The sequence below is a fragment of the Alphaproteobacteria bacterium genome, assembly GCA_019746225.1.
Lineage (GTDB): Bacteria > Pseudomonadota > Alphaproteobacteria > Paracaedibacterales > VGCI01 > VGCI01.
This window is the reverse complement of sequence record JAIESE010000039.1, coordinates 12,076-36,823: the sequence shown is the minus strand read 5'-3', so window position 1 is coordinate 36,823 and position 24,748 is coordinate 12,076. Positions and strand designations below refer to the sequence as shown.

General features: G+C 44.5%; 20 protein-coding genes. 3 read left to right on the top strand and 17 right to left on the bottom strand.

Annotation, left to right across the window (positions count from 1 at the left end):
* Positions 1-21 precede the first annotated feature (21 nt).
* The 10 genes from K2Y18_07250 to K2Y18_07205 form a co-directional block, all read right to left on the bottom strand.
* A complete protein-coding gene (locus K2Y18_07250; GenBank protein MBX9805531.1) occupies positions 22-8,283 on the bottom strand; it encodes a hypothetical protein in 8,262 nt (2,753 codons plus the stop codon).
* 333 nt (positions 8,284-8,616) lie between these two features.
* On the bottom strand, positions 8,617-9,558 hold the full coding sequence (gene secF, locus K2Y18_07245; protein ID MBX9805530.1) for a protein translocase subunit SecF: 942 nt from the start codon (positions 9,556-9,558) through the stop codon (positions 8,617-8,619).
* Between the two features lie 11 nt (positions 9,559-9,569).
* Entirely contained in the window at positions 9,570-11,177 is a 1,608-nt protein-coding gene (secD, locus tag K2Y18_07240) for a protein translocase subunit SecD (protein ID MBX9805529.1), read from the bottom strand.
* Positions 11,174-11,575, bottom strand: a complete 402-nt coding sequence (gene yajC, locus K2Y18_07235) for a preprotein translocase subunit YajC (GenBank protein ID MBX9805528.1) — start codon at positions 11,573-11,575, stop codon at positions 11,174-11,176. The genes secD and yajC overlap by 4 nt, the downstream gene beginning before the upstream one ends.
* Positions 11,576-11,719: 144 nt before the next feature.
* A complete protein-coding gene (locus K2Y18_07230) occupies positions 11,720-12,514 on the bottom strand; it encodes a M23 family metallopeptidase (protein ID MBX9805527.1) in 795 nt (264 codons plus the stop codon).
* A gap of 467 nt (positions 12,515-12,981) precedes the next feature.
* A complete protein-coding gene (gene surE / locus K2Y18_07225) occupies positions 12,982-13,734 on the bottom strand; it encodes a 5'/3'-nucleotidase SurE (protein MBX9805526.1) in 753 nt (250 codons plus the stop codon).
* Positions 13,735-13,743: 9 nt separating this feature from the next.
* Positions 13,744-15,036, bottom strand: coding sequence for a serine--tRNA ligase (gene serS / locus K2Y18_07220; GenBank protein ID MBX9805525.1), 1,293 nt, complete (start codon positions 15,034-15,036; stop codon positions 13,744-13,746).
* A gap of 25 nt (positions 15,037-15,061) precedes the next feature.
* The gene (gene tatC / locus K2Y18_07215) at positions 15,062-15,820 is read right to left on the bottom strand and encodes a twin-arginine translocase subunit TatC (GenBank protein MBX9805524.1); all 759 of its coding nucleotides are present in this window, start codon (positions 15,818-15,820) and stop codon (positions 15,062-15,064) included.
* Positions 15,820-16,065: a Sec-independent protein translocase protein TatB gene (tatB, locus tag K2Y18_07210; protein MBX9805523.1), complete on the bottom strand. Its 246-nt coding sequence runs from the start codon at positions 16,063-16,065 to the stop codon at positions 15,820-15,822. Before tatB ends, tatC begins: the two co-directional genes overlap by 1 nt.
* A 12-nt stretch (positions 16,066-16,077) precedes the next feature.
* Entirely contained in the window at positions 16,078-16,266 is a 189-nt protein-coding gene (locus K2Y18_07205) for a Sec-independent protein translocase subunit TatA (GenBank protein ID MBX9805522.1), read from the bottom strand.
* A gap of 222 nt (positions 16,267-16,488) precedes the next feature.
* On the opposite strand from K2Y18_07205, the gene K2Y18_07200 reads away from it, so the two are divergent.
* Positions 16,489-17,073, top strand: a complete 585-nt coding sequence (locus K2Y18_07200) for a DNA-3-methyladenine glycosylase I (GenBank protein MBX9805521.1) — start codon at positions 16,489-16,491, stop codon at positions 17,071-17,073.
* 258 nt (positions 17,074-17,331) lie between these two features.
* Here K2Y18_07200 and K2Y18_07195 read toward each other — a convergent pair whose 3' ends face one another.
* From K2Y18_07195 to K2Y18_07185, 3 genes are all read right to left on the bottom strand, one after another.
* Complete coding sequence (locus K2Y18_07195; GenBank protein MBX9805520.1) at positions 17,332-17,580, bottom strand: SDR family oxidoreductase; 249 nt, start codon at positions 17,578-17,580, stop codon at positions 17,332-17,334.
* Positions 17,577-18,299, bottom strand: coding sequence for a hypothetical protein (locus tag K2Y18_07190; protein MBX9805519.1), 723 nt, complete (start codon positions 18,297-18,299; stop codon positions 17,577-17,579). Before K2Y18_07190 ends, K2Y18_07195 begins: the two co-directional genes overlap by 4 nt.
* A 103-nt stretch (positions 18,300-18,402) precedes the next feature.
* Complete coding sequence (locus K2Y18_07185; protein ID MBX9805518.1) at positions 18,403-19,200, bottom strand: hypothetical protein; 798 nt, start codon at positions 19,198-19,200, stop codon at positions 18,403-18,405.
* A gap of 256 nt (positions 19,201-19,456) precedes the next feature.
* Between K2Y18_07185 and K2Y18_07180 the strand changes: the two genes are divergently transcribed.
* Both K2Y18_07180 and K2Y18_07175 read left to right on the top strand, forming a co-directional pair.
* The gene (locus tag K2Y18_07180; protein MBX9805517.1) at positions 19,457-19,930 is read left to right on the top strand and encodes a GNAT family N-acetyltransferase; all 474 of its coding nucleotides are present in this window, start codon (positions 19,457-19,459) and stop codon (positions 19,928-19,930) included.
* A gap of 66 nt (positions 19,931-19,996) precedes the next feature.
* Positions 19,997-20,521, top strand: coding sequence for an AAA family ATPase (locus K2Y18_07175; protein ID MBX9805516.1), 525 nt, complete (start codon positions 19,997-19,999; stop codon positions 20,519-20,521).
* Between the two features lie 58 nt (positions 20,522-20,579).
* On the opposite strand, the gene K2Y18_07170 is transcribed toward K2Y18_07175, so the two are convergent.
* From K2Y18_07170 to K2Y18_07155, 4 genes are all read right to left on the bottom strand, one after another.
* A complete protein-coding gene (locus K2Y18_07170; GenBank protein MBX9805515.1) occupies positions 20,580-22,208 on the bottom strand; it encodes a hypothetical protein in 1,629 nt (542 codons plus the stop codon).
* Between the two features lie 106 nt (positions 22,209-22,314).
* Positions 22,315-23,307 carry an aminoglycoside phosphotransferase family protein gene (locus K2Y18_07165; protein ID MBX9805514.1) on the bottom strand — a complete coding sequence of 331 codons (993 nt, stop codon included), beginning with the start codon at positions 23,305-23,307 and terminating at the stop codon, positions 22,315-22,317.
* Between the two features lie 6 nt (positions 23,308-23,313).
* A complete protein-coding gene (locus K2Y18_07160) occupies positions 23,314-23,748 on the bottom strand; it encodes a GNAT family N-acetyltransferase (protein MBX9805513.1) in 435 nt (144 codons plus the stop codon).
* Positions 23,745-24,641, bottom strand: coding sequence for an alpha/beta hydrolase (locus K2Y18_07155; GenBank protein MBX9805512.1), 897 nt, complete (start codon positions 24,639-24,641; stop codon positions 23,745-23,747). The genes K2Y18_07160 and K2Y18_07155 overlap by 4 nt, the downstream gene beginning before the upstream one ends.
* Positions 24,642-24,748 lie beyond the last annotated feature (107 nt).

Genomic DNA, 24,748 nt, shown 5'->3' with positions numbered 1-24,748 from the left:
TTTAAGAAATCACCCAATAATTTAGGCATGGGCAACAACAAGGTGTTGCAGTTGATTCAGATCGGTTATGCCCATATTGTGTATGGTGATAGATCCTGTGGTTGCGCCATTTGTGACAAAGCTAATGACCGTATCCATAGCTGTCATGCCGGGTCCGGCATGGGTTGGGGCAAATTGGGCAGCCACTTCCGCGACCTGAAGATGAGAAGATGTTTGATGGTTTCCCACACCTGACTGGAGGGCCGCTGCCGTTACGTTTCCATTTAAGGTACCGTCATCGCTTAATACATTATAAAGGTTGTCTGGGAGTACGAGACGCAAGATATCATGGGCATTATCAAAATCAACGATGTGATTAAATTCTTTGAAGTCGGCAAAATTATCGGGTCCATTGTCTGGGATCCTGAGTGTAACTGTGTCAACCGCGCTTGTGCCGACGAAGGTTGTTCCCAGTTGAACATGTGTTGAAAAATCAACAAGGGTTGGGGAGCCTGTGTAGCCAGCTAAGAATATAGACCCATGATCCGTTGAGGCAGATGTTCCATTCATATCAAAGTAAATTGTCGTTCCAACAGGCCCATTTTGTGAATTCGTATTGACGGCCAGGCTTACATCGCTCAACGTGCTGAAGGATGTGTCTGTGATTGTCCCAATTTGATTGTAGAGATGAGGCGATAAATCGACGGAGAATTTATCCATAGCGGGGTCAAAGTAATAGACCGTTAAATTGCCTTCCATGATGGGATAAAAGGTCGTGGTTGTTGTTTGACCTTGTGTCGTCGTGACTGCTGAATTCAACAGGTCAATATGGATGGTGTCTGCAGCACTATGAGTGGTGTTTGCTCCGGCAGGTCCAGAGTCTAAGAAAACGGTATTGTTTGCCCAATTTATGGTGTTTGTCTCACTGGCGAGATTTGTGTAACTGGTTCCAAAGTGCGTACCATTTTGAATGACGGATAAATCTGAATCCCAGAAGGATGTGCGAGAGAGATCATTAATTCCGGGATAAAAGTTTGTTCCGCCAAGGCCACCAACGGCAACGCTGTCATGGAGTGTGAAAACATTCCCATCAAAGACAGCATCAAGCGTAACATTCGCCACATTTTGACTTGTTTGGCTCAGGACGACTGTTCCGGGTCTTTCATAGATAGAAAGACTATTGATGCTGGAGTATATGCTACTAGGTTCATTTCCCGTAATGGCAATGTATGTTGATGAGATTTGGAAAATATTATTATGCATATAAGCACTTGCATCATAGGTTGTGGCTCCCAAAGTTGTGGTTGCTGTTACATTTTGACCAGCGACTAGGTTAATTTCGAGGGAGTTTACAGTGCCATACATCGTCCCTTGACCATACATGGTTTGATGGCCAACATCGTTAAAACTAATAGGTTGCCCCAAATAAATAGTATTCGAATTAAAGCCGGCTGAATCGTTCACAAATGAGGGGTTAACCACAACCGTTTGACCATTTAGTTTATTTTCCACATCAATGAGGAATCGATCCGCAATGCCGTAGGCTGTGCCATTAATATCAAGGGCATTTTGACCGAATACCCAGGTTTGATTGGCGACCGTATTTTCATTGCTGGAAGTAGTTGACCGAGGGCTATCGGCGAACATGTTAAAGGTGATGGTGTTAAAATTCCCATAGGCCGTCGTGTCTGCACTCTTATTGATGAGGACGTTGCCGCCAAAGATCGTTGTCCCATACCCTTGGGTCAAGGCAGCTTGCCCGGGTGTTGGAGCGAAGGTCAAATTATTGGCATTTCCAATCATTGTTTCATTGGGGCGTGAGCCTTGAAGATAGGAAGGTCCTGTGAGACTACCCGTATAGTTTCCTGTTGTTGGCTCAGCGACGATCGTGCCGTTGCTGGTATCAAACACACCCAGCATGAGGGTTATTGTCTGGTCGGGACCATTAGGATCATGAGCTGTTACAACGATGGGGGTTAAGATCGGTGCATTTGGAATGACGGATGCGCCTTGATGAAGGGCACTCACATTAATTGTGCCAAAATTCGTAATACTTTCAATGCCACCTTGGATTGGATTTAATTGGCTCGAATATTGAATTCCCAGCTGAGGGAACGCGGTTGTGATGGTTGCATCAAAATAATTCGTAATCGCATAAGTGGATCCGGCATTACTAATGTCTACATTTGCAAAATAGGTATCTAAAATATTGCCGTATGTAGTGACGGCTGAGACATTGCCGGCAATGGTTGTACTTAAAACAAGAGCAAGCAATGGCGCTGGGTCGATGACAGCAATTGGCGCAACTTTGTAGGCAGCACTTGCCACTGGGCTGATGCCAGTATAATTTTTTATCAGGATGGATCCTGCGTTTTGTGCAAAGGATATACGCATATTTGCCCCTTCAGGGGTAAAATGAATGAAATTTGGATTTTGAAACTCAAGGGGGGTTAGAGTTCTGTCAAAATCAAGGTTTAAGGCCTTAAAGAGATCTGGGGAGAGCTTAAAATTGATTGTATCAATTCCATTGGTATAGTTTTCTATAGTGGCGTTACCTTGCATGGCGCCCTGACCGCCACCAAGAGATAGGATGGTAAAGGTGAAGGTATCGACGCCCGTGTTGCCATAAAAGGTATTGTTGCCCCAGGTGATGGTGTTGTCGAAGGCATCTTTGATTTCAACAACGCCAGGAGGAGCCGTCGTTACAAGCGTTACAGGCTGTAGAGCAAACGTGGTATTCGACATGTCAGCGATATCACTGAAGAGCATTGTTGCTCCCACACCGGCTTTAAGGGTGCTGTTGCTAAAGTTAAAGGCGTTGCCGGTAATCTGACTAGTTCCGGTACGTGTATAAGCCGATGTTTCGGTATTGACAATCGTAAGTGTCCCTATTCCAGCGTAGAGGTTAGAGGGTCCTGCGACGTCAGCTGTCAGTTTGTTGGCGCTAAAGTTAAAGGTGTTCCCTTCAATGGTTGCATTTCCAACGGTATTGGGGCCAATGGATGGGTCCGTGATTGACAGGGTAAGGGATTTCAAATTACCGTAAAAATTCCCGCTGCCGTACTCTGTATTGGGTCCAAAGTTGATGATATTATCGTGGATATTGGCATCTCTTGGACCTCCACCGCCCCGCGCGCCACTTGCTGTCATGATTAAGCTTTCCGCGTTGCCAAATATTCCATAATCTGAGCCTGTACCTGTGGTGGATTTAATCATATTGGCACCAAACGTGATTGTTTGTCCGTTTAGACCAGCCGTGTGCGTTCCATCATGCGTGAATTGAATCGAGGAGACATCAGCCACCATCTTTCGATCTCCGGCACCTACACTATAAATCAGTTTTGATCCGTAAGAGAGAGGGGTGGTAGAGGTTGCATGTGTTCCATCAAAGACGATATTATCCCCACCGCCAAAAATTGTTGTAGCGTCACTTGCTTCATAGGCTTGTGTTGCTGTTGTTCCACTCAGTGTTTGCGCGTTCTCTAAATTTCGGACAATGAAGCCGTTGGTCGTATTTCCAGCGAGCATGTCTTCTGGAGTGGTTGTATTTAAGGCAAAGAGCGGAATCGGGGTCGTCGTCGTTACGGTTGACCGACCATCGTATACGGTGAGGTTAAAATCTAAATAAATCGGTGTCGTTATTGTTAAGGCTATGGTTAAGGTCCCCTCGGAGTCGAGATAAATTTGGGGGGGGTCTCCATTTCCAACGCCTGGAAGAAGGGTATAGTTCATTAAATGCGTTGTAGTGTTGAGGACACCGGTAACGCCTGCAACACTAAAAGTGAGATTACTTTGATTGCCATTTGCCACAAAGGCTTTGTAAATGTCTGTAAAGGCGAAATTAACGTGAGCGTGATCAAATGTTGCATAGGCAGCATTGTTAATTGCAAGGGGAACATAAGCGGCGCCGACACCGTTAATGGAAAGGGTGGTTGGGAATTGAGCGATCAAAGATGCTAAGGTTTGGGGACCAGTAAAGGTAAAGCCTTTAAGATCAATACCCCCTCCAGCGGGGAACAAGATTAAAGTACCCCCCGCCCCATCTGAAACAATTTGGACGTCTTGATCAAGCAAAGCCGCTAATGTTTGAGCTGTGGCACCACTGTCGGGGAATCCTAAGTTTCCAGCAAGGTTTTGTGTCAAGTTCAAGGTAATCTTGTCTGTTACAGGATTAAAGCTTGATATGGTTTGAAAACCTTGCATGACAGCATCCCCGGCACCATTAGGCACAAGAGTAAAGTTATACTCATTTGTCCCCATTCCAGGGTTATAAGTATTATTGGCCCAGGTAATAGAATTTCCATCCCTTGGGTCTGAAATGGTTAGCACGCCATTGGTTAATACCCCGGTGCTTGACGTAACAGTGACCCCATTGACGAAACCATTATACCGAAGAGAAGTGGGATCGTAGGGGTTGCCAAATTCTTTTAAATTGCCATAGAAGATCGTATTTCCCTTGCCGCCGGAAAACGTCGAGCCCTCAAAAACAAAGTGGTTACCTGTAAAGATGGTGTTTCCAGAATATGAGAGACTTGAATCTGCAATACTTGGAGGAGGAGTTGTCTGGGAGCTTTGAGCTGCACGTTGACCGATCACCGCAGCTAGTTTGTATTCAGTCACATCTAAGACTTCAGCAAAACTATAAATCGTTGATGTTTGGCCTGTGACATCTCCCACAATTTTAATTGCTAAAGATTGGAAAGTGATACTATTATTTTGAAAGGTGGCTCCTGTATCGAGATTCCCTGAAAGCTGATTATAGGGAACATTCCCTCCAAAGGAAGCCGCATTAATGGAGAAGCCTCTTCGGGTACCTGCGGAAACACCTGCATTAACATCAATGTCGATCCTTTGTACACCACCGTAGATGGTGCCATTACCAAAGATTGTTTCTGGGCCAATGTTGATGGTGGAGCCATAAATTACTCCCCTGTTATCATATGTACCGACTTGTTGAAACCCTGCTGTAAATTGCACTTGAGACCCCGTACCTCCTTGAGCAGTCAAATGTAAATTCTGGGCGACACCATAAGTCGTTCCATAGGTATAAAAAGCGTTGCCATTAATGTTTAAATTATAACCATTAATCACGCCGGCTTGATTTTGAGATGAAGTTATTAAGACAGGTGATTGCGCTGTTCCGATATTGGTTAGAGTAAATACGGAGCCGCTAGTGCCTTGCGCTGTTATGTTGATGTCTCGGAAGTCACCATAAGACGTTCCGCCTTCAGTATTGATGATCATGTTGCTGGCAATGTTTGTTGTTCCGCCTTGGTTGGGGCCTATAAGCAAGGTGTCTTTTATTCCAATAATTGTTGAATTTAAACCACCAACATAAATGTTATTCGAGGTAAAATCTGGTGATTGCCTTGTAGCTCCATCTGGTACTTCTAGGACCGGTGCGTTCAAAAATCCAAAAAGGAGAGGGTCACTAGTGGCGGTACCGCCATGGTCATCAGTTGCCGTAATCGTGAGGGGGGCAAAGACTGGTGTTGTTGTTGTAACCGTGATGGATCCCCAAGGATCAATGGTAACGCCGCTAGGGAGGCCAGTCACCGTATAGGTGGCAAAAAGGGAATTGCTAAAGTAGTTGTCAAGTTCATTGTAGTAAGGAGTGGTTACCCCTGTCATATTGAGTGGTCCATTCCCATAGACAAAAGGTTGACCATGGGATGGGGTGACTGGAGTGATTTCAATAAGCGGCAACGCAGCTACCGGAATGTACGTGAGGTATACTTCTGTTGTCACAACCTTAGAGATATCAGCGAAACTGGCCAGATCAACACCCATTAAATTGATCGATCCGCCCCCTTTAAAGCTGATCATTGTCCCTGAAACATCAACATTCGTACCGAGTAGACGGTTGGGAAATAAGCTATTCTGCAAGAAATTGACCCCACTGTCCAAATCTGTCATCGAAATAGACTTATTATGGTCGGTGTCCAAAGACCGGAAGAGGTCAGGCGTAAGTTGAAATTTAAAGGTATCTTTGGCCAGATCAAAATCTGTGATGAGTGCATGACCTTGCATGATAGGGTTTCGGATTGTGTCCCCGAGAAGTGTGAAATTGTAGGTATTTAAATTTTTGCTGTTGTCTTGGTCTGGGTTGTAACCGCCGACATACACATCATTTGCCCAGGTAATCGAATTGATGCCGCCATTGGTGATACCACTCCCAACATCAGCTGCACCAGCGGTTGCAAGTGTTGTGATCACAACATGGCCATCAACGTCTGTTACGTTTACACCCGTGATAAAGCCGTTGTAACGTCCAGAAAAGAACGGTTTATTGACAGTATCTACCCCAGCAGGGATGCCAAAATCATTGAGATCTCCGAGGTGTTGAATGTCGCCATAGAAGGTATCTTTGCCCAGGTTTCCGTTGATAATGCTGTCTTGGAACGTGATATTTACATTGTTAAACTGCCCAACGGTGGGGGTTGTCATGGTGGGGCTCAATGGCTTATGCAACATATTTAAGTCTTCAATGTGGGGGTAAAAGGTCGAATCGACACTCTTATCTGCATAAAGGATGTTGCCCCTAAATATGATATCTGTTGGGGTAATGGTGTTTCCGGCACTGACATCTGAAGCAAACAGCGTTAAAGTCTTCAGGTCACCCACGCTTAAGCCAAATCCCCCTAAGGTATTATCCCCTAAAGTGATGATGTTATGGGGGCCTGATGTTGAGCCGTTACCGGAAGGTAAACTGAGATTTAAGGTGTCACCGACCCCAAGCTTGTTGCCATAGACATCTAAAACATTTCCCCCCATTTTCAGGTCGTAAGTCTTCGTCCCTTCAGGTAGAACAATGTTTGCCACACCAAACTGTCCGGACGCATCGGAAGTTGGGATAGTTGTCAAAGAAGTCCCAAGATGTCTAAAAATCGTATTGCTTGGAAATGAGTAGGCGTATTCGTCCCCAGTGGGAAGAATAGAAAAACTATGGAGGCCAGATCCGTTCAAAAAACCGACTGTCCCTGAACCATCAATCATATCGATGACGGAGGCAAGCCCTGCGATGGGGCCGGTCATCGCGGAGCCATTAATCCTAAAGACGGCACTGTTAAACTCCCCTGATGGATCAAGGGTTCCAAAACCAGTGGTTGAGGTAACCAGATCTCCAGGTCCTGCATTGACGCGGAAAACGAGTTCACTTGAAGCATTTCCGCCCACAGGTGTTGCTTTTACTAGGATCGACATAGGTTTTGTTATGTTAAAGGAGAGGACATCCCCGTCTGCTGTAAGAGTTAAGCCTTGATAATCCGGATTAACGATTCTGCGATGTCTAATCGTATCGCGCAGACCATCCTGAGGCCTTAAAATGTTGACGGCAAGCTCATCTGTTGAGCTGGGTATTGCCGTAAAGCCAGAAAGCCCCGAAGCGTTAAGGGCTTTGCCCACATCAATAATTGGACTGATGACTTGATATGTATACTCGTTAAAAGTTCCTAAGTTTGCAGCGGTAAAATAACTTTTAACAATCCCGTTCTGGCCTGTCGATTGATTCGTGAAGGTAAAGACAAGGTCTGCCGGAAAGAAAAGATTGTTTGAGTTAAAGCTTTGGATATACGTAAAACCACCTAAGTTTGCGATTGTAATTGAGTCTCCTTTACTTTTTCCTTCGTCACCTGCACCTGTTGCAGCATGGGCGCTAAGTCCAGATAAAAGGGATTTTAACGAATCGTCAACGCTTGCCTTGCTGTGACTGCCGGAGCCGGCTGCTTCAGCAACAAACTGTTTAGCTGCATTTTCTACTGTTTGTTCTACAGCTCCTCCAAGAATGACTTTTTGGCTCTCTTTTCCATCACCAAGGAGGCTTCCTTTTGCTGCCTGATTGTCGGAGCGTAAATTTAGGTTATTCAATTGGTTAGAAATGATGCGAAACCCACCAATATCAGCGCGCGCTAAGTTGGATGAGGAGGCAAATAAGGCCAGCAAGCTGCCAAAGTTACCAACGCCGCCGCCGCCGCTACTAAATTGAACGGTGGTTTGACCGGTTTGAAGGTTTTGAGCCTGTCCTGGACCAGATCCCCCAGATTTTCCACCCTTCTCACCACCCTTTTCGCCACCACCCCGTTTGCCTGTTTCAGGCTCATTTTCCTGCCCGCGTACAGACTTATTTTCTTTTCCCTGGAGCGCATCTTGCTTTTTACGGCGGTAATCCTTAGCTTGATTGGACTCATCTTTCTTTGATTTATCTCGAGTTTTCCCATCGCCTTGTAAGGTGGAATCCACCTCGGAAGAGCTTAAATTCTCATTTTTAGTGAGTAATTCTTCATCTTTTTTTACAATGTCCGCCATAGGAATCACCCCCTCTAGCATGCACAGACTAATACTTGTCTAAAAAAATAAGTATCATCCTATAATTTAATATAGGTTTATTTCCTCAATAATCAAGGGGTAGGGGTAATGAATAGAATATTTTGTGGGGCTTAAAATAAAGTAAAAAGAAAGATGAAAATTTAGGGCTTTTAAATAGAGAAGTTAATCTTTGGTAAAGGTGGACATTAAGGTTATCAATATGGGCTGAAAGGTGTTGTTTCAGCCCGAAAGCAACCTTTTACCGTTGTTAAAATCCAGGGTCTGATAATGAATTTGAGCGCATGGACCAACTGATGAAGAAAGATGCGAAGCTTAACGGTTAAGTACAGCTCCGGTATCTTTTAGGGCTTCTTCACCTCTTTTTAAGCGTAAATAAAGGAGCAAAGGTGCAGCAAGGCAGATGGAAGAAAAAGAACCAATAAGAATTCCGATAATGATGGGTAAGGTAAAGGTGGAGATAACCTTCCCGCCCCAAAGATATAAGGCCGTGAGAGCTAATAAGGTTGTAGATGCGGTGAGAATCGTTCGTGACAAAGTCTCATTCAAGCTTTTATTAACAAGCTCTCCCAAATTCATCTTCTTGTATTTGCGAATGTTTTCCCGTATTCGGTCAAAAATTACAATGGTATCGTTGATGGAATAGCCGGCTGTAATCAGAATAGCAATAACGGCATTTTCATTGAATTCCAGGGGAAATAATGAAAAGAGCCCCAGAATCGCTACACAATCGTGAATTAAGGCCATTATAGCACAGGCTGCAAACTGCCACTCAAAACGGATGGCGATATAAATAAGCATGGCCATTAGGGCAAAACCAATAGCTTTGAGGGCATTACGGATGAGCTCACCCCCCACTTTTGCACCAAGGGTTTCGACTCTACGATAATCAACCCCTGCTCCCAATACTTTCTTCACTTTTTCTAAAGTTTCTGCTTGAACTTGCGTGTCCTCTTTTCCTTCTTCTTTGTGGCTTTCTAGGCGGATCAATAGAGTATTGTCCTTGCCAAACTCTTGAAGCGAGACCTCACCAAGGTTCAGCTGTTCAATTTTGCCACGCAATGCAGGAACGTCAGGCTTTTCAGGCATGTGGACTTCGACGATAAAGCCGCCGCGGAAGTCGATGCCATAATTCAGCCCTTTAACAGCAAAGCTAATGGTAGAAGCCAAAATGACAATAAGGGAGATTGCAAAGGTAATGAAACGAAAGCCGACAAAGTCGATTTTTGTATTGTAGGGGATAATGCGAAGTGACATAAATGGGCCTCTTATATGGGCAATGTAGTAACGTTACGGCGCCGGCGCAGCCACGTTACAATGATTAAACGGGTTAAGGAAATGGAAGTGAAAAGCGAAATCACAATACCCAAAGCCAACGTAACGGCAAAGCCTCGAATCGGGCCTGTCCCAAATTCAAACAACACGGCAGCTCCAATGAGAGTGGTTAGGTTTGAATCAATAATTGTTGTGATGGCGCGGGCATATCCTGTCTCAATAGCAGCAATCGGGCGCAATCCATTGCGGAGCTCTTCTTTGATACGCTCATAAATAAGAACGTTGGCATCCACGGCCATACCAATGGTAAGCGCGATACCTGCGATACCGGGTAAGGTTAAGGTCGCTTGAAGGAGCGAAAGGGCGGCGAAAAGAAAGATGAGGTTAAAAGCAAGGGCAATGTCAGCATACAAGCCAAACAAGGAATAATTCATGATCATAAAGACGGCCACGAAAACAAAGGCTAACATTGTGGCCAATTTTCCATCTCGAATGGAGTCAGCACCCATACTGGGCCCCACGGTTCTTTCTTCAATGACTTTGAGAGGGGCAGGGAGAGCGCCCGCTCGGAGGAGGAGGGACAATTCGTTGGCCTCTTGGGTTGTGAAACTGCCGCTGATGATACCTTCTCCATTTGGAATGATACTGCGAAAGACTGGGGCGCTGATAACTTTGTCATCCAACACAATAGCAAAACGGCGACCGATGTTATTTCCGGAAAGTTCAGCAAATTTTCGGGCGCCAATGTTATTGAACTTTAAGCTCACTGCAGGGGTTCCGCTGTCGTGTTCAAAGGTTGCTTGGGCATTAATGAGATTATCGCCACTGATCCCAATTTGCTTCTTTACAACAATATATCGCGTTGTCTCAGATTTATCTTCCATCTTTAAAATTTCTGAGCCTGGTGGAACGTTAGCGCGAGGTTGACCCGTGGAAGTAACCTCAACAGGTCCTGCTTCTTCATCAACCATCCGAAAGGTCATTTTGGCCGTGCGACCAATCAAGCGTTTAACCTCACCTGGGTCTTCAACACCGGGCAGCTGAACAATGATTCGGTCTTTGCCCTGACGCTGGATGAGAGGTTCTTTGGTGCCATCTGGATCAATACGACGACGGATGACTTCAATAGATTGTTCAACAGCAGCGCGATTGCGTTGCTCAACAGAGTCCTGAGCCAAAGTAAGCGTACCCAAGCCTTCTGGAGTAATGACGACGGTAGCTTGAGGATCGATCTTCTTGAGAGCCTTAAGGGCTTTTTCATTTTGGGTTGCATCTGCGTTGGTATTTCTCAAAGTAAAGGTAATATTCCCTTGCTTCTGGTTAATCGAGAGGCCCGAATAGCCGATTTGTTCTTTGCGTAAAGTTGTGCGTGCCTCGTCCAGTGTGTTCAGCAATTGGTCTTTATGAACTGAGTTTAGATCAACTTCAAATTGAAGATGTGATCCGCCTCTTAATTCAAGCCCAAGATTTATCGTCTTTTGAAAGGCAGCGGGTAATTTACTGTATAGCTCCGGCGACAGGACGTTTGGCAAGGCAAATAAAACGCCTGCAAAACATACGGCTAGGATAGAAAAAATTTTCCAGCGCGGGATAAAAATCATTTCTTTGCTTTTCCTTTGGAACGGTTTGCTGCAGATTTGTTGGATCCCTTTGATTTTGAGGATTCAAGTTTGCGAACAATTGGAGAACTTGTTTGCGAAGGAGAAGAGGCTGATGGGGTAACAGGATCTGTTTTTGCCAAAACTTCTGCAATCATGCCGCGGACATGGCGAACGCGGATATCGTCAGCAATTTCTAATTGAATTTCACCGTCACTGACAATTTTTGTAACGGTGGCAATCAAACCACCATTGGTGACTACGCGGTCTCCTCGACGCAAGCTGTTAAGCATATTTTGGTGTTTTTTCATCTTTTGCTGTTGAGGGCGTAAAATTAAAAAGTAAAATACCCCAAAAATTAGCACAAAAGGCAAAAATGCCATTGGATCAAAACCGCTCATTATATATATTCCTCATTTAAATTTTTTCTATTCATACCATAGAGTTTGAAAACATCCAACTCTATAAACACTTGATTGTTAAGTCCTAGACCTCAAAACTTGCAAGGAGCAGAAAGCCGTGAGATTCTGTCATGCCTATCCCTATTATTTTAAGTAATTGTTTGGATTGATGGGTTTGCGGCCCTTTCGAATCTCAAAGTGGAGTTGAGGTTCCTTAACCGTTCCTGTTTGTCCAACAGTTCCAATTTTTTGGCCCGCGTTGACCACCTCCCCTTTTTTGACTGCAACTTTATCAAGATGGGCATAAACGGTCATTGTCCCATTGTCATGCTTCACAAGGACGACATTTCCAAAGCCGCGCAATTGATTGCCGGCATGGGCAACAACACCGTTATTAGCAGCAACAACGGGAGAGCCTTTGGCGGCGGCAATATTAATACCATCGTTTTGGGCTTTCCCTTTACCAGCAGGACTAAAGTCGCGAGTAACATTGCCTTGAGCCGGCCACGTATAGCCGGATGCAGCGGGGGGTGCTGCAGGAATGCCTGATGACTGTTCCATTTTAGGGCGCCTTGTGCCATCTTCATCTCCAACATCATCGTCATCATATTTGCCTTTTTGAGAAGGATCTTGGTTATCTATGGCGGGCTCAGCTTCAGCTTCATCATCCACCTCGGGATTCATTCTGCCTCCAGATTCAAGAGCTTCATGTGCCATTGCGCCCGCACCCAAAGCGGATACTGCCGCCAGAGGTTTTACCTGAACTTCATCATCCTCTGAAACGTTGCCTACTTCTTCCGTTGCTGGCATTTCTGATTCATCCATTTCCTCGCGCATCGAAGACTTTGTCTTGAGGGGTCGCACAAGTAAACGCTGGCCTTTTACAATGCGGTAAGGGGACTCAAGGCCGTTTGTTCGGATAAGCTCCCGTTTATCCATTTTATATTTTCGTGCAATGGAAGCAATGCTGTCTCCTTTTTTGACAACATGGTAGGGGCTGACAGCTTTGTCATAGTGAACAGAAGCTGGGGGGCCGCTACGCGTTGAGCATCCAACGAGAGTCGCAAGAGCGAGAATGGCCAAAGCAATTTGAGTCTTTCTATAGTTCTTCATGATTTACAAACACCTCTTCTAAATAGTTCATCGTTTCCTTATCTGCCATGATCAATACCGTGTCCTAGAATACGGTTGTCTGGGGGATGTGCTGCTAGGTTTCTGGAGTTTTTCTACATTTCTGCGTCCCGTTACTTCATCCAATCTACTCTTATTCCATCCAGATCTTGTTGTAAGAGGATCATTATCAGGGTTATCTGATTTTGATTGTGAGGTAAAGTGTGTACATCCTGCTAAGCTTCCAAGGGTGAAAATTGCCAAAGTAATTTGAGTTATTTTATTATTATTCATTTTTAGTCAAATACCTTTTCTAGTTGGGTCATTGTTTCCTTATGGGTAAAATCCAAAGATAGAGGCGTGACGGAAATCATTCCGTTGGCGTTGGCCTTGAGATCTGTGCCCTCGTCCCCACTCCCATCATAATGGATGGCTCCTATCCAATAATACTGACCACCGCGAGGGTCAACCTTTTCTTCCAGGTTGGATACAATTCTTCGTTGGCCTTGATTGGTAATCGCAATTCCTTTTACTGAAGAGGCGATCAGGTCTGGAAAATTAATATTGATAAATATATTGTCCTGAAATTTAATTTTTAGCAAGCGTCGGATAATGTCCGGTGCATAATGTTCCGCGGTTGACCATTTTGCGGGGTGGTTATAATCGACGACCAAGCTCAATGCGATTGCAGGGATTCCTAAAACAGAAGCTTCCATAGCGGCTGCAACTGTTCCGGAATAAGTGATGTCTTCCGCCATATTACTGCCATGATTGACACCGGATAAAACCAAGGTGGGTGGCTTTTCCTTCAAGATGTGTTTCGCTGCAATCATCACACAATCTGTTGGTGTGCCGCTAATGGCGAAGCGTCGTTCAGAGATTTCTCGAATACGCAATGGATCTCGTAAAGTTAAAGAATGGCTGGCACCGCTCTGGTCCATTTCTGGCGCAACAACCCAAACATCGTCCGACAACTCGCGGGCGATTTTTTCTAAGGTTTTTAAGCCTGGGGCATGAATGCCGTCATCATTACTTAACAGAATACGCATGGCTGTAGTTTAGACCTCTTTTTGAATAACTTCAACGCCTCCCATATAGGCTTGCAAAATTTTTGGGATGCGGATGCTACCGTCGGGTTGTTGATAGTTTTCCATAATCGCAATTAAAGTTCGCCCAACCGCTAATCCAGATCCGTTAAGGGTGTGAACAAATTGGAGGTTAGGTTTTGGTTCTGTTGACGTCGGTTGCGGGCGGTAGCGGCTGTTCATGCGACGCGCTTGAAAATCATTGCATCTGGAACAGCTTGAGATTTCTCGATAGGTATTTTGACTGGGTAGCCACACATTTAAGTCATAGGTTTTTTCAGCGGCAAATCCCATGTCGCCTGTGCAAAGCTCCATCACTTGATAGGGAAGTTCAAGGCGCTGAAGAATGTTTTCGGCAGCTGATGTCATGCGCTCATGTTCAGCGACGGACTGGTCGGGCGTTGTAATGCTAACCAATTCTACTTTGCCGAACTGGTGCTGGCGAATCATGCCGCGCGTGTCTTTTCCGGCAGCTCCCGCTTCGGATCGAAAGCAAGGGGTGTAAGCTGTAAAGCGTATCGGGAGAGATTGTTCGCTTAATGTTTCTTCTGCAACTATACTGGTTAAGGCAACTTCTGCCGTTGGCAAGAGCCACAAACCTGTTGTTGTCTGGAACATATCTTCCCGTGATTTGGGCAGGTGACTGGTCCCATAAACACTTTTGTCTAGCACCATGAGAGGGGGATATACCTCTTTGTAGCCAAACTCGCGGGTATGAATGTCGAGCATGAAAGCTGCCAGAGCCCGTTCGAGCCGTGACAAATCGCCATACATGATGACAAATCTAGAACCGGAAATTTTGGCAGCGCGCTCAAAATCCATCAAGCCAAGCGCCTCTCCAAGCTCAAAATGTGACTTCGGGGTGAAGTCAAATGTGGGGAGTGTTCCAACAGTTCGAAGCACTTTATTGTCGGATTCATCATTGCCCATCGGAACGTCAGGGGCGGGTAAATTTGGTAAAACGGCCAAAATGTCGTGCAAGGCTTGGTCTTGGGTTTCGACTTCTTTTTCCCACCGCGCAATTTCGGCCTTTAAGCGATCAGATTCGGCAGATAAAGCGGTGGTGTCTTCGCCCTTTTTTTTCGCCTCACCAAATTGTTTGGCAAGCGCATTACGATTGGTTTGGCAGGTTTGGAGTTCCGTCAATGCTGCCCGATGTTTGGTATCCAAATCCAGAATTTGCGCGCTCATAACCGGTTTCCCCCGGCGAGTGAGCGCTTGGTCTAGGATCTCTGGTTGGGTACGAATTAATTTCAGATCTAACATTCTTTAAACTCTACTAACGGGACCATTATTGGTTTCGATTTTCAACCCATCTTACCATGAGAATAGATACGCCATAAAGGATAATGAGCGGTATGGCCAATCCGACCATACTGAGCATATCAGGTGGAGTAACGATGGCAGCGAGGATAAATATTCCTACAATCGCAAAACGCCATTTTGTGATCAATCCTCGCGAGCTGACCATACCCACATTGGCTAATAATGTCAACAAAACGGGCAATTCAAAACTGATGCCAAAGGCGAAGATCAGTCGCATGACAAAAGACAAGTATTCGTTCACTTTAGCCTCAAGCTCTATGGGCAATTGACCCGTAGAACCTGGGGATTCAAAGCTTAAGAAAAAGGCATAGGCTGCCGGGAATATGACATAGTAGGCAAACGCGGCTCCGATGAGGAAAAGAACGGGTGTGGCTAGGAGCAGGGGGATAAAAACTTTGCGCTCTTGGCGATAAAGGCCAGGTGCGATAAACATCCAAAGCTGTGAGGCGATTACGGGAAAAGAAAGGAAAGCGGCGGCAAACGCGGAAACCTTGATGTAGGTGAGAAAGGCTTCTGTAAGACCAGTATAAATGAGGCGGCGTTGGCCCTTTTCCTGCAATAGGGTTGCTAAGGGCTGCACAAGAAAACGAAAGATCTCTTCCGCATACATGTAGCAAACAATGAAGGCGCAGAAGAACCCAATCAAGGCATAGATGAGACGGGTGCGTAGTTCTAACAGATGTTGAAGAAGCGGCTGAGGCGCATCATGAGGGGTTTCGGTCATCATATTTCTTGATCTTTGGGGGGCTGTGAGGGAGGTAACTCCTTATCTAGAGGAACTTTTTGGACGTCTTTTTCTTCCATGTGAGCCTCAAGATCAAGCTGAGAGGTAAATTCTTTGGCGAAGATGCGGACTTTTCCAACCCACTTACCGATATATCTTAAGAGGGTCGGAAGTTCTTTGGGCCCAATGAGAATTAACGCAATCAGCGCGATAAAGAGACATTCTGACCAGGCGATATCAATCATGGACTATCTCAATCAAGCAGCGTTATTTTTGTCGTCGGGAAGTTTTGCAATCTTATCACCATCTTCACCATCCTTCATGCCATCTTTAAAGGCTTTCAAGCCCTTGGCGATGTCGCCCATGACACGCGGCAGTTTACCGGCGCCAAAGATCACCAAAACAATGACTAACAATAAGGCCATATGGCCAAAACTCATTCCCATGAAATCCTCCTCTACTGAAATGTAGAAATTTAATATGATCTGTATTCCTCATCTTTATAGAATATTCGCAGAAAATTCAACTGCTAATGACATATGGCGGGGAGGGGGTTGGTAAATTACGGCCCCCAGTTTGAATTCTAGATTTTTGAAATGGAGCAGTCTCTATCTGGCATTTCTGCCAAGAATTGGGATATAAATCATGGAAAACGAAAGGATGATCAAATGACACAAGTGGGGACAGACGGTAAAAAGCGGTGTTTTGGAAGCAAGCCGGGCCAAGAATTTTATGCAAAGTACCATGATGAAGAGTGGGGCGTTCCGTCTCATGATGATCAGCATTTATTTGAGATGCTCATCCTGGAAGGAGCGCAAGCGGGGTTGAGCTGGGAAACGATTTTGAAGCGGCGTGAGGGGTATCGGCGCGCTTTTCACACCTTTGATCCCGTTAAGGTGGCGGCCATGACGGATGAAGCGTTGGAGAAGTTGCGCACCAATCCTGATATCATCCGCAATCGGCTGAAGATTTATGCAACCCGAAAAAACGCACGAGTCTTCTTGGATATTCAAAAAGAGTTTGGGACGTTTGATGCGTATTTGTGGGGTTTCTTGAAAGAGAAGCCATCCCCGAAACATGCTCAACAAATGAAAGATATACCTACCAAGACAGCATTAAGTGATGCGCTTTCAAAAGATTTAAAGAAGCGCGGCATGACGTTTGTGGGATCCACCATTATGTATGCTTACTGCCAGGCGGTTGGGTTGGTGAATGATCACCTCATCGACTGCTGGCGGTATAAGGCGAAGTGAAGACATGGTATTAAGGGGAATAGGTTCTCTCACAATATTTTCATGTGCCCCGTTCCCGCTTGATTTTTGAACCGGTTGGGGGTAAAGACGATTTATGCCGCTCATGCCATTTTTTTGAATGGCGGGATATCTATTCTTCTTTGCGAGAATCGGTAGCCTATGTTAGTTACTCATTCTGCAGCATATCAAAATAAATGGTGGTACCCTGGGGACTTCTCTGATAACAGCCATAAATGCCGGTAAGAGGCACCTATCAAATCAAAAATACCCCCCGTGGCACTTGGTGCTTTGCCCGAAGCTAAGGATATCAATTATGTCGACAACTTCCTGTATTTTAACAGGTTTGCCCGTTGGCATGGAGGCCAAGCATTGGACTTTTACGTCCTCCTTTAATCCTTCAAACATTTGCCCCTCCACAGGGCCGGGAGCAACGACAAAGACAGTGATACCGTAAGGGGCATTATCCCGTGCAATATCTTGTGAGTAACACGTCAGCGCCTCCCCTATTCTTTTCTTCCTTTATAAGTTGTCTTTTTCAGGCGATTTTCTTCTTTTGTCCAATAGGCTATATTCATACCTATCATCTGATGGGCAATAAAAAATCCCTCTCTTTGGGGGAGCATGTCTTGAAAATGCTTTTGAAAAACGGGGCTATTCCAATTGAAATCCTTAGGATCTTTAAGAAGCTTTTGGATTTGCTGACCAATGATCATATTCGTGAGGTGTTGAGCGTCTGAAAATAGTTGCACGGTTCTGTTTTCAACATGGCGCGTGTCTTTGACCTGGAGAGCCAACAAAACGCCCCTATGAATTTTAGTGCGGTTGCGTCCTTTTACAGCAAATTCAGCCGGATTGTAACCGATATAAGCTTCAAAACGGTTCCCGCTACTGCCTGCTTTCCCTCGAACAGCGACGATCCTTGTTAAGGATTCTGGCGTTGGGATGACAATTCCCTGACCTTGCATCGGTTGATGCCCTTCAATAGCGGAGGTGAAGAAGACTTTGACATCGCCAATGGGATCGATGGGAACGGGATCACATCGTGTTAAGGGAAAAGATCTAAGCTCTTTAACTGCCTTGGCGCCATACTCCCCATAATAGGATACTTGTGCGCCCGTGTGGTAGCCAACCTGTCCATCCTCAAAGTCAAGAAACCCCTGAGCCGCTATTATCGGCGTTGATAAAGCATAAAGAATAGCACTGATAAATTTTGTATAGATTTTCATGAAGACCGTCCTTTCATCTGTTGGATCATTTCTTGATTCTAAAGGAATGTCACCCCATGACCATGGGGCAAAAGCACTCAGCTCCTATAATAGGACGTCCTCACTAATTTCCCCGATACAACCCTTTGCTCTCGATAATTTTCACAACAGAAGGACTCACCATACCTTCGATTGATGCCCCTGAAGCAATGGCTTCTTTCACGGCCGTCGAGGAAATCTTTTGTGTTGCATCGTCCTTTACAATGGCAACGATGGGGCGGCCAGCATTAACACCGGTCAATGAAGACAAATCATCACCTTCACGCTCGCCGACAATAAAACTGGTTGTTGGAAGAGCCATAATGCCGCCAACCGTATGGTTTTTGTACTTCGTAGGGATTTGAATACCGCGCATAAAAATTTGTGAAGCTTCTGAACCCTTGTAAGCCAGGGCCGTATCAGACCCTGTGATGCCGATGAATTCCATTCCCTCAAAGGCGGGCTTTACAAACGTTTTGTCGCCCACAGGGGGTTCCTGTGTTGGTATGGTTAACAGGTCTTGAATATCTTGGGGAGGTAGACGCGTTACGATTACCCTTGGATGATCTGCAAATACGGAATACAACATGTCTTGGCGAATAGAAATATCCACGCGGCTTTTAAACCCATCTCCCCCCCAGGATGGGTAGACGATTACATAATCGCAAAGGCCCTTATTAATAGGAAGTTTAGCAAGTGCTTCATGTCCTTTGTGGAGGGGATCAAAGGAACCAATATAGAACCCAATCTTCTTATTTTTGAAGGTGGCCTCAACACTTCCTTTTGAGATCAGATCTTCTAGAACCAGCGCTTTTGTTGATGTTATGCCTGGCATCCCAATTAAAAGGGCAAGCACCATTTTTTGAAAGTAGTTCTGACTCATTGATGGGTCCTTTTAAATTTAATAGAAGAGACACGCAATTAATATATATCTCAGGCATATCAAAATCTTGCATTGTAATCCACACTTATTCAAGGTCTATCTTGTTCAATAAAAGAGGCTCAAAAGAGAATAAATTTTCAACCCTATGTCTTTGAAAGGATTCCTTGTTCATTATAGCTATTTACTGTGTCTATCAAATTCGTTAGAACCGAGTAGGTTAGGGGAACGAAAGATCAAGAAATAAGGGGGAGGGTTTATGATTAGTCTTGCACTTTTGAAGGATCATCCACATCATCTTGATGAATTGGCTCAATGGATGTTTGAGCTATGGGGCACCTTTTATCCAGGGTCGACTGTTGAGAGAGTTCAACAATGGCTCGTCAAAACAACTCAAAGTTCTGATTTGCCCATCACTATGCTGGCGTTGGACGGCCCAAAACTTGTGGGGTGCGCGATGCTTCAGCGGGAAGAGCTCTATCAGGAGAAGGACATTACCCCTTGGCTGGGAGCCTTTCTGGTCAAAGATGCGTATCAGAAACAAGGTATTGGAAGTCATCTTCATGAGTGGGCCCTGAAGTACACCAAATCTTTGGGGTACAAAAAACTGTACCTCTTGGCCTTAGATCCCTCCCATTGTGAGTGGTACAAGAAAAAAGGGTGGACGATATACAAAACAGATGAAACGGGGGATCATCCTCTGATTGTCATGGAAACTCTTTTGGTACAATAAGGCGAGGTCTGCTTGAAATATGTTTCTCAGACAGCAGACTAAAATCCCAAATCAATAGAGTATTTTATGACCAAAATGCCTTCGAAAATTACAATCTTTGGTGCGCCGGGCAGTGGAAAATCCACCTTGGCCATAAAGCTTGGACAAAAATCGGGACTCCCTGTATTTCATCTCGATAAATTTCTATGGGATAAAGGGTGGGTATTACGCCCGAGAAAGGATTTTATAGAGGACCAGCGAAAGTTGATGGATCAAGAGGTTTGGATCATTGAAGGCACCTCCCGTTCCACGTTAGATACCCGGTACCCGATCAGTGATCTCGTTATCTTTCTCAATCCCCCGAGATATGTATGCCTATCCCGTGTTTTTAAGAGGCTTCTTTTAGCACGACCTCAAATGCCTGACAAACCTGAGGGGTGTGAGGAAAGGATCACTTGGGACTTTCTCAAATACCTGTGGCGCTTTAAAAAGGGTGCTGCACTCCAGATTGAGAGCCTGAAAGAGAAATATCCTGAACCGAGATTGATTGAGATTCGCTCTAACAATGATTTAAGAAAGTTGATAGACTATCAAGACTTCAATAAATTGTAGCACCCCTTTTCAAGGACCATATCTTAAATTTCTGTCCGAATTGTTAGGTACACTTCTATTAAAAAAATCCTGACTGAATCCAATAGTCTAGTAATTTTTCCCAATCACTTGTCGACATATCGCTCGGCTTTATATTTTCTTCAAGTATGCGAGAGTGCGGACCTGCATTAAAACTTTTTTTCGACCTTATAAAAAAAGCTTCGGCATGTAAATTCAATGTCCAACACCAAAAATTACCATTAGTTCTCAATGTAAGGAAATGATCAGGAAGATTTATTGTACCAGAGAGTGTAAGATCTGAATGAGTAAAGATATCAAAGCCTCTTTTTAAATCCAGCGGATCGTCGCAATATACTCCGGATTGACTGCATTCTGGATCGATAAAAGATATTGAGAGTGTAAAATCTTGTAATCTATTCTGCAAATCAGTGATTTCGGGTATGGATTTTGCTATATAGATAAAAGGTTTTTTCGCACAGACAATATCTGTATGTGTCATTTCTACTTCGGATCCACTTATAACACACACGTTAGGGCAAAGGTCAAAGAAACTTGGATACTTCCAAGATTCCTGTTGGCGAGATGTTTTCCGATCTTCTAAAAGCTGATAGACATCAGCCGTTCTTTCAACAAGGAGCTGATTATTAAATTTCTCAAGAGCACTGGATAAGTAATGAGCTCCAGTGTAACTCCTTAAGTTTCCACTGGAAATTCCTCCCTTGCATCCTAACGAAAGCTTATATTGCTCAACTGGTTTTGAAAAATAAATAGGATAAGGAAGTTCGTCTGGAATTACCCCGGTAACTCTTACAGGAAACTTTGCCGTGAAGTAGAAAAAGTAACCTATTTCTATATCACCTTCTGTTGGTACTAACTCTTCGAAATCTTTTGCATTCCTATCGTGAACGAAGTAAAGTCTTTCTTTGACTTCAATCCGAGGTATTCTTTCGACAATATCCCTTAAATGCTTGGGATCACGAAAATGGACTTCGATAGATCCATTTGTCACTTTAGCTTGTTGGACTAATCTAAGTTGTATTGACAGTGGGTCAAACTGATCATCTTGCATAACAAACTGAACCTCTCTCAATCGCCATATAAATTGTCTGGCGTAAGGACTTTTTGAGGTTAAGAAGTTCGTGTGAGTAACGGCTAATATGACAGCTCTATTAGCTCTAAGGGAAACGGTATTGAACCGTGAGAGATCTTGCATTGTAAAATATGAAACGATGTTGGTAAGCACTTCATATGGTAATAACAAAAAAAGAAGGTTCATTCGTTCCAAGCTTCTCCTGGAGGGTTCAAATCTGTATGCGGTAACAGCTCTGGCTACTTGAAACCAATGATACGCTTCAAACTCGTTACCTGATTGAAAATAGCAGAGAGCAAGATTGTGTGCTGGTATTGCCCTGTCTTCGGGAGGGTTAAATGTTTGCTCAGCAAGTGGTTTAAAACAATTAATCGCTTCTAACCATTTTCTATTTTTTGCGAGTTCTAGACCCTTTTGAAAAAGATCAGTTTCACTTTCATGTGGCTCTGAGGCTGAAATGGTATTCATTAGAATGAGAAAAAAGCTTATTACAACATAAAAATAATACTGCTTAGCCCAAACACCCCTGAAATTTTGGAAACTGACAAACTGCGTATCAACTTTCTCTTTTCTAGCTTCAAATTTCTTTCGTTCCAAATTTTCCTCCATAATTTATTTTCAAGGTGTGCCTAATGTATTTTCTGGACCTTATATTCGAGGGAAGGACATGCCTTCATAAAGACATTGCCATGCATCAGACATTTTATCTGTCTTTCTCAAAAGGAACATTCCGGGATAGAATCCTCTCGATAAGCTCACAGATATCCGCACACTGGTTGGGGCGTTGATCGGGCGGGCATCGAATAAGACAATCCAGGAGGGACAGCAGATTATCAAGATCACACCGAAGGCACCAGTCTTCAGGCAGCTCAACTCCCCCTTTATGTAACCCTTTGAGAAACGCACTCTCATAAGCAGCCGGCATACGGTGTGCATACCGCAACATCTTAGCCACATCCATTAAGGGCGACGCACTAAAAGCAAACTCCCAATCTAGCACACCGGATATTTTCCACACACCGTCGGTTTTCAGAACCAAAAGATTTGCCGGGTCAAAATCGCCGTGCACCAAATGGTTGTCGTGCGCTTCTGGAAATAGAGTGGCATGGGTTTCAAGAAGGGTGAGGATCTTTGAAATCGAGTCCTTTCCAAGTTGATCGATCGCCGTAGGATGGTTTAAGGATTCTTTGGCATGGGTGAGATAATCCTCTTGCGTCAAGGGCTCTCGGATCTTCAAGTCCCTATCAAAGAAGCCGGAAGAAGGAAAACGAATCGCTTGTATCTTGCCTAAAATGTCACCCGCTTCAATCATCAGGGGTTCCATATCAAACGGTTCACTTCCCAACAGAAGATCCCGGAAAGGGATGCCGTCCATAAAGTCGAGAATCGCAAAGCGATGCCCCTCAAAGTCACCCAAAAAGGTCACTTGGGGGATAGGGATAACGTCTTTGAGGCGGCGTCCGAGAGTTTGCTCCAGATAAGCCGCCTCCTTATCCCGCAAATAAATTCGCAAGATATGGGGATGAGCTTGTCCCTCCAGATTGATTTTAATATTGAGGTTGGCGCATCCTCCAGAAATAACTTCATGAGACGCTAATTTATTTTCCGGAAAGGCAAGCGCGACCATTCCCTCAATCATAGGAGGTGAGAGGTCATAAAGTTGATCAGCTTTTTCCCACGTTGTCTTGAAGGTCAACGGTCTCTAACTCCTGCTTTCAGGTTCATTCAGCTCTCTTTTCAGATAATAAAAGCTGGCTCCCTTGTCATACCCATGGCGGACAAAATCAACCTTGAAGCCAAGTTTATTGTAAAATTCTGGAGCTTGGAAACTTAAGGTTTCTACAAACACAAAGTGACACCCTCGCTCTTTTGCATAGTCGCACGCCTGCTCGACAAGGCGGCGGCCAATCCCTTGTCCACGGCAAGACTCATTAACGACGAGATATTTGATATGGAGTTGTCCCCAGAACAGTCGAACGACAATGCATCCAACACGCTTGTCGTCTTGATGAATCTCAAAAGAGATAGGGTCTTCTGCAAACCCATCGATCCCTGTGGTTTCAATGGCATGTTTAGAAAACGTGTCATAAACATACTTTTGGGTTTCGGGTGTGAGGGGGAATTGATGTTTTTTCATATCGCCCTTTTCTGTTGGTTTTTAAGGGATTTTACCCACTGCAAGATTCTTTCATCAAAAACCTCCGGTTTTTCAAAGTGAGGCCAATGACCGCTTTCATCAAAAATGCTGATGGCCATACGGGGAGGCAAATCCTTCACGTTGTTCCATAACCAGGGACAACAATCATAATCGCTGACCCCTGCGGCAAGGAATATTGGTGTCGATATGCTGGACAAATGGGTCGTAACATCAACGGCATGCAAGATGGTTGAAAAAAAGTGGTCAATAAGCTTATCAAGTACAATGCCTTTCCAAATAGGTGTGCAGTCATAAGAGGAATCATGCCAATATCGAGGCGCATCTCGATAAATATATTCACGCAAGAAACGCTCCGAGGTATTCAAAGAATTTAGGTCTTCGCTCGCAATCTGTGTGCGTCTTTCGGCATCAATACGCTTGCGGTCCTGGTCAGCTTGTTGTTCAAAAATTCTGTTGTTTTGCTCGGCTACTTGAGGATTTAAATTGACAGGGGTCCCAACCATAATGATGCCTGATGCCAGGTGCGGATATTTTTTTGCAAACTCCAAAGCGACAATTCCATAAGCAGAGTGCGCAAGGATAATGTATTGGGATAATTCCAAAGCTTCCCCCAATGACTTTATATCGTCAACCAGAGTGTCCATCGTAACGGAAGAGGGATTGGTTAAGGCATGATCAGTCACCCAGTAAAGGTCGCTGATATAGGTTTCAAAATGGGCAAAAAAAGTTGGGGAGAGTGTGTTTTCAAAAAGGGTGCCAATACCAATGACGAGGCAAGGAATTCCTTGACCTATTTTCTTAACAGGATAAATTTTTCCCTGAAGATCAATATCCCTCACTGTTATGCTGGTATGATTGATTCCTGTCATCATAATATCCCTGGTACATAGACTTTGGAGTCAAGTATCAATCCCATCACAAGAACGGGCCCTCGACTGAACTATAGCAAGAATATCTGCTATTTCAGGATTAATTTCAA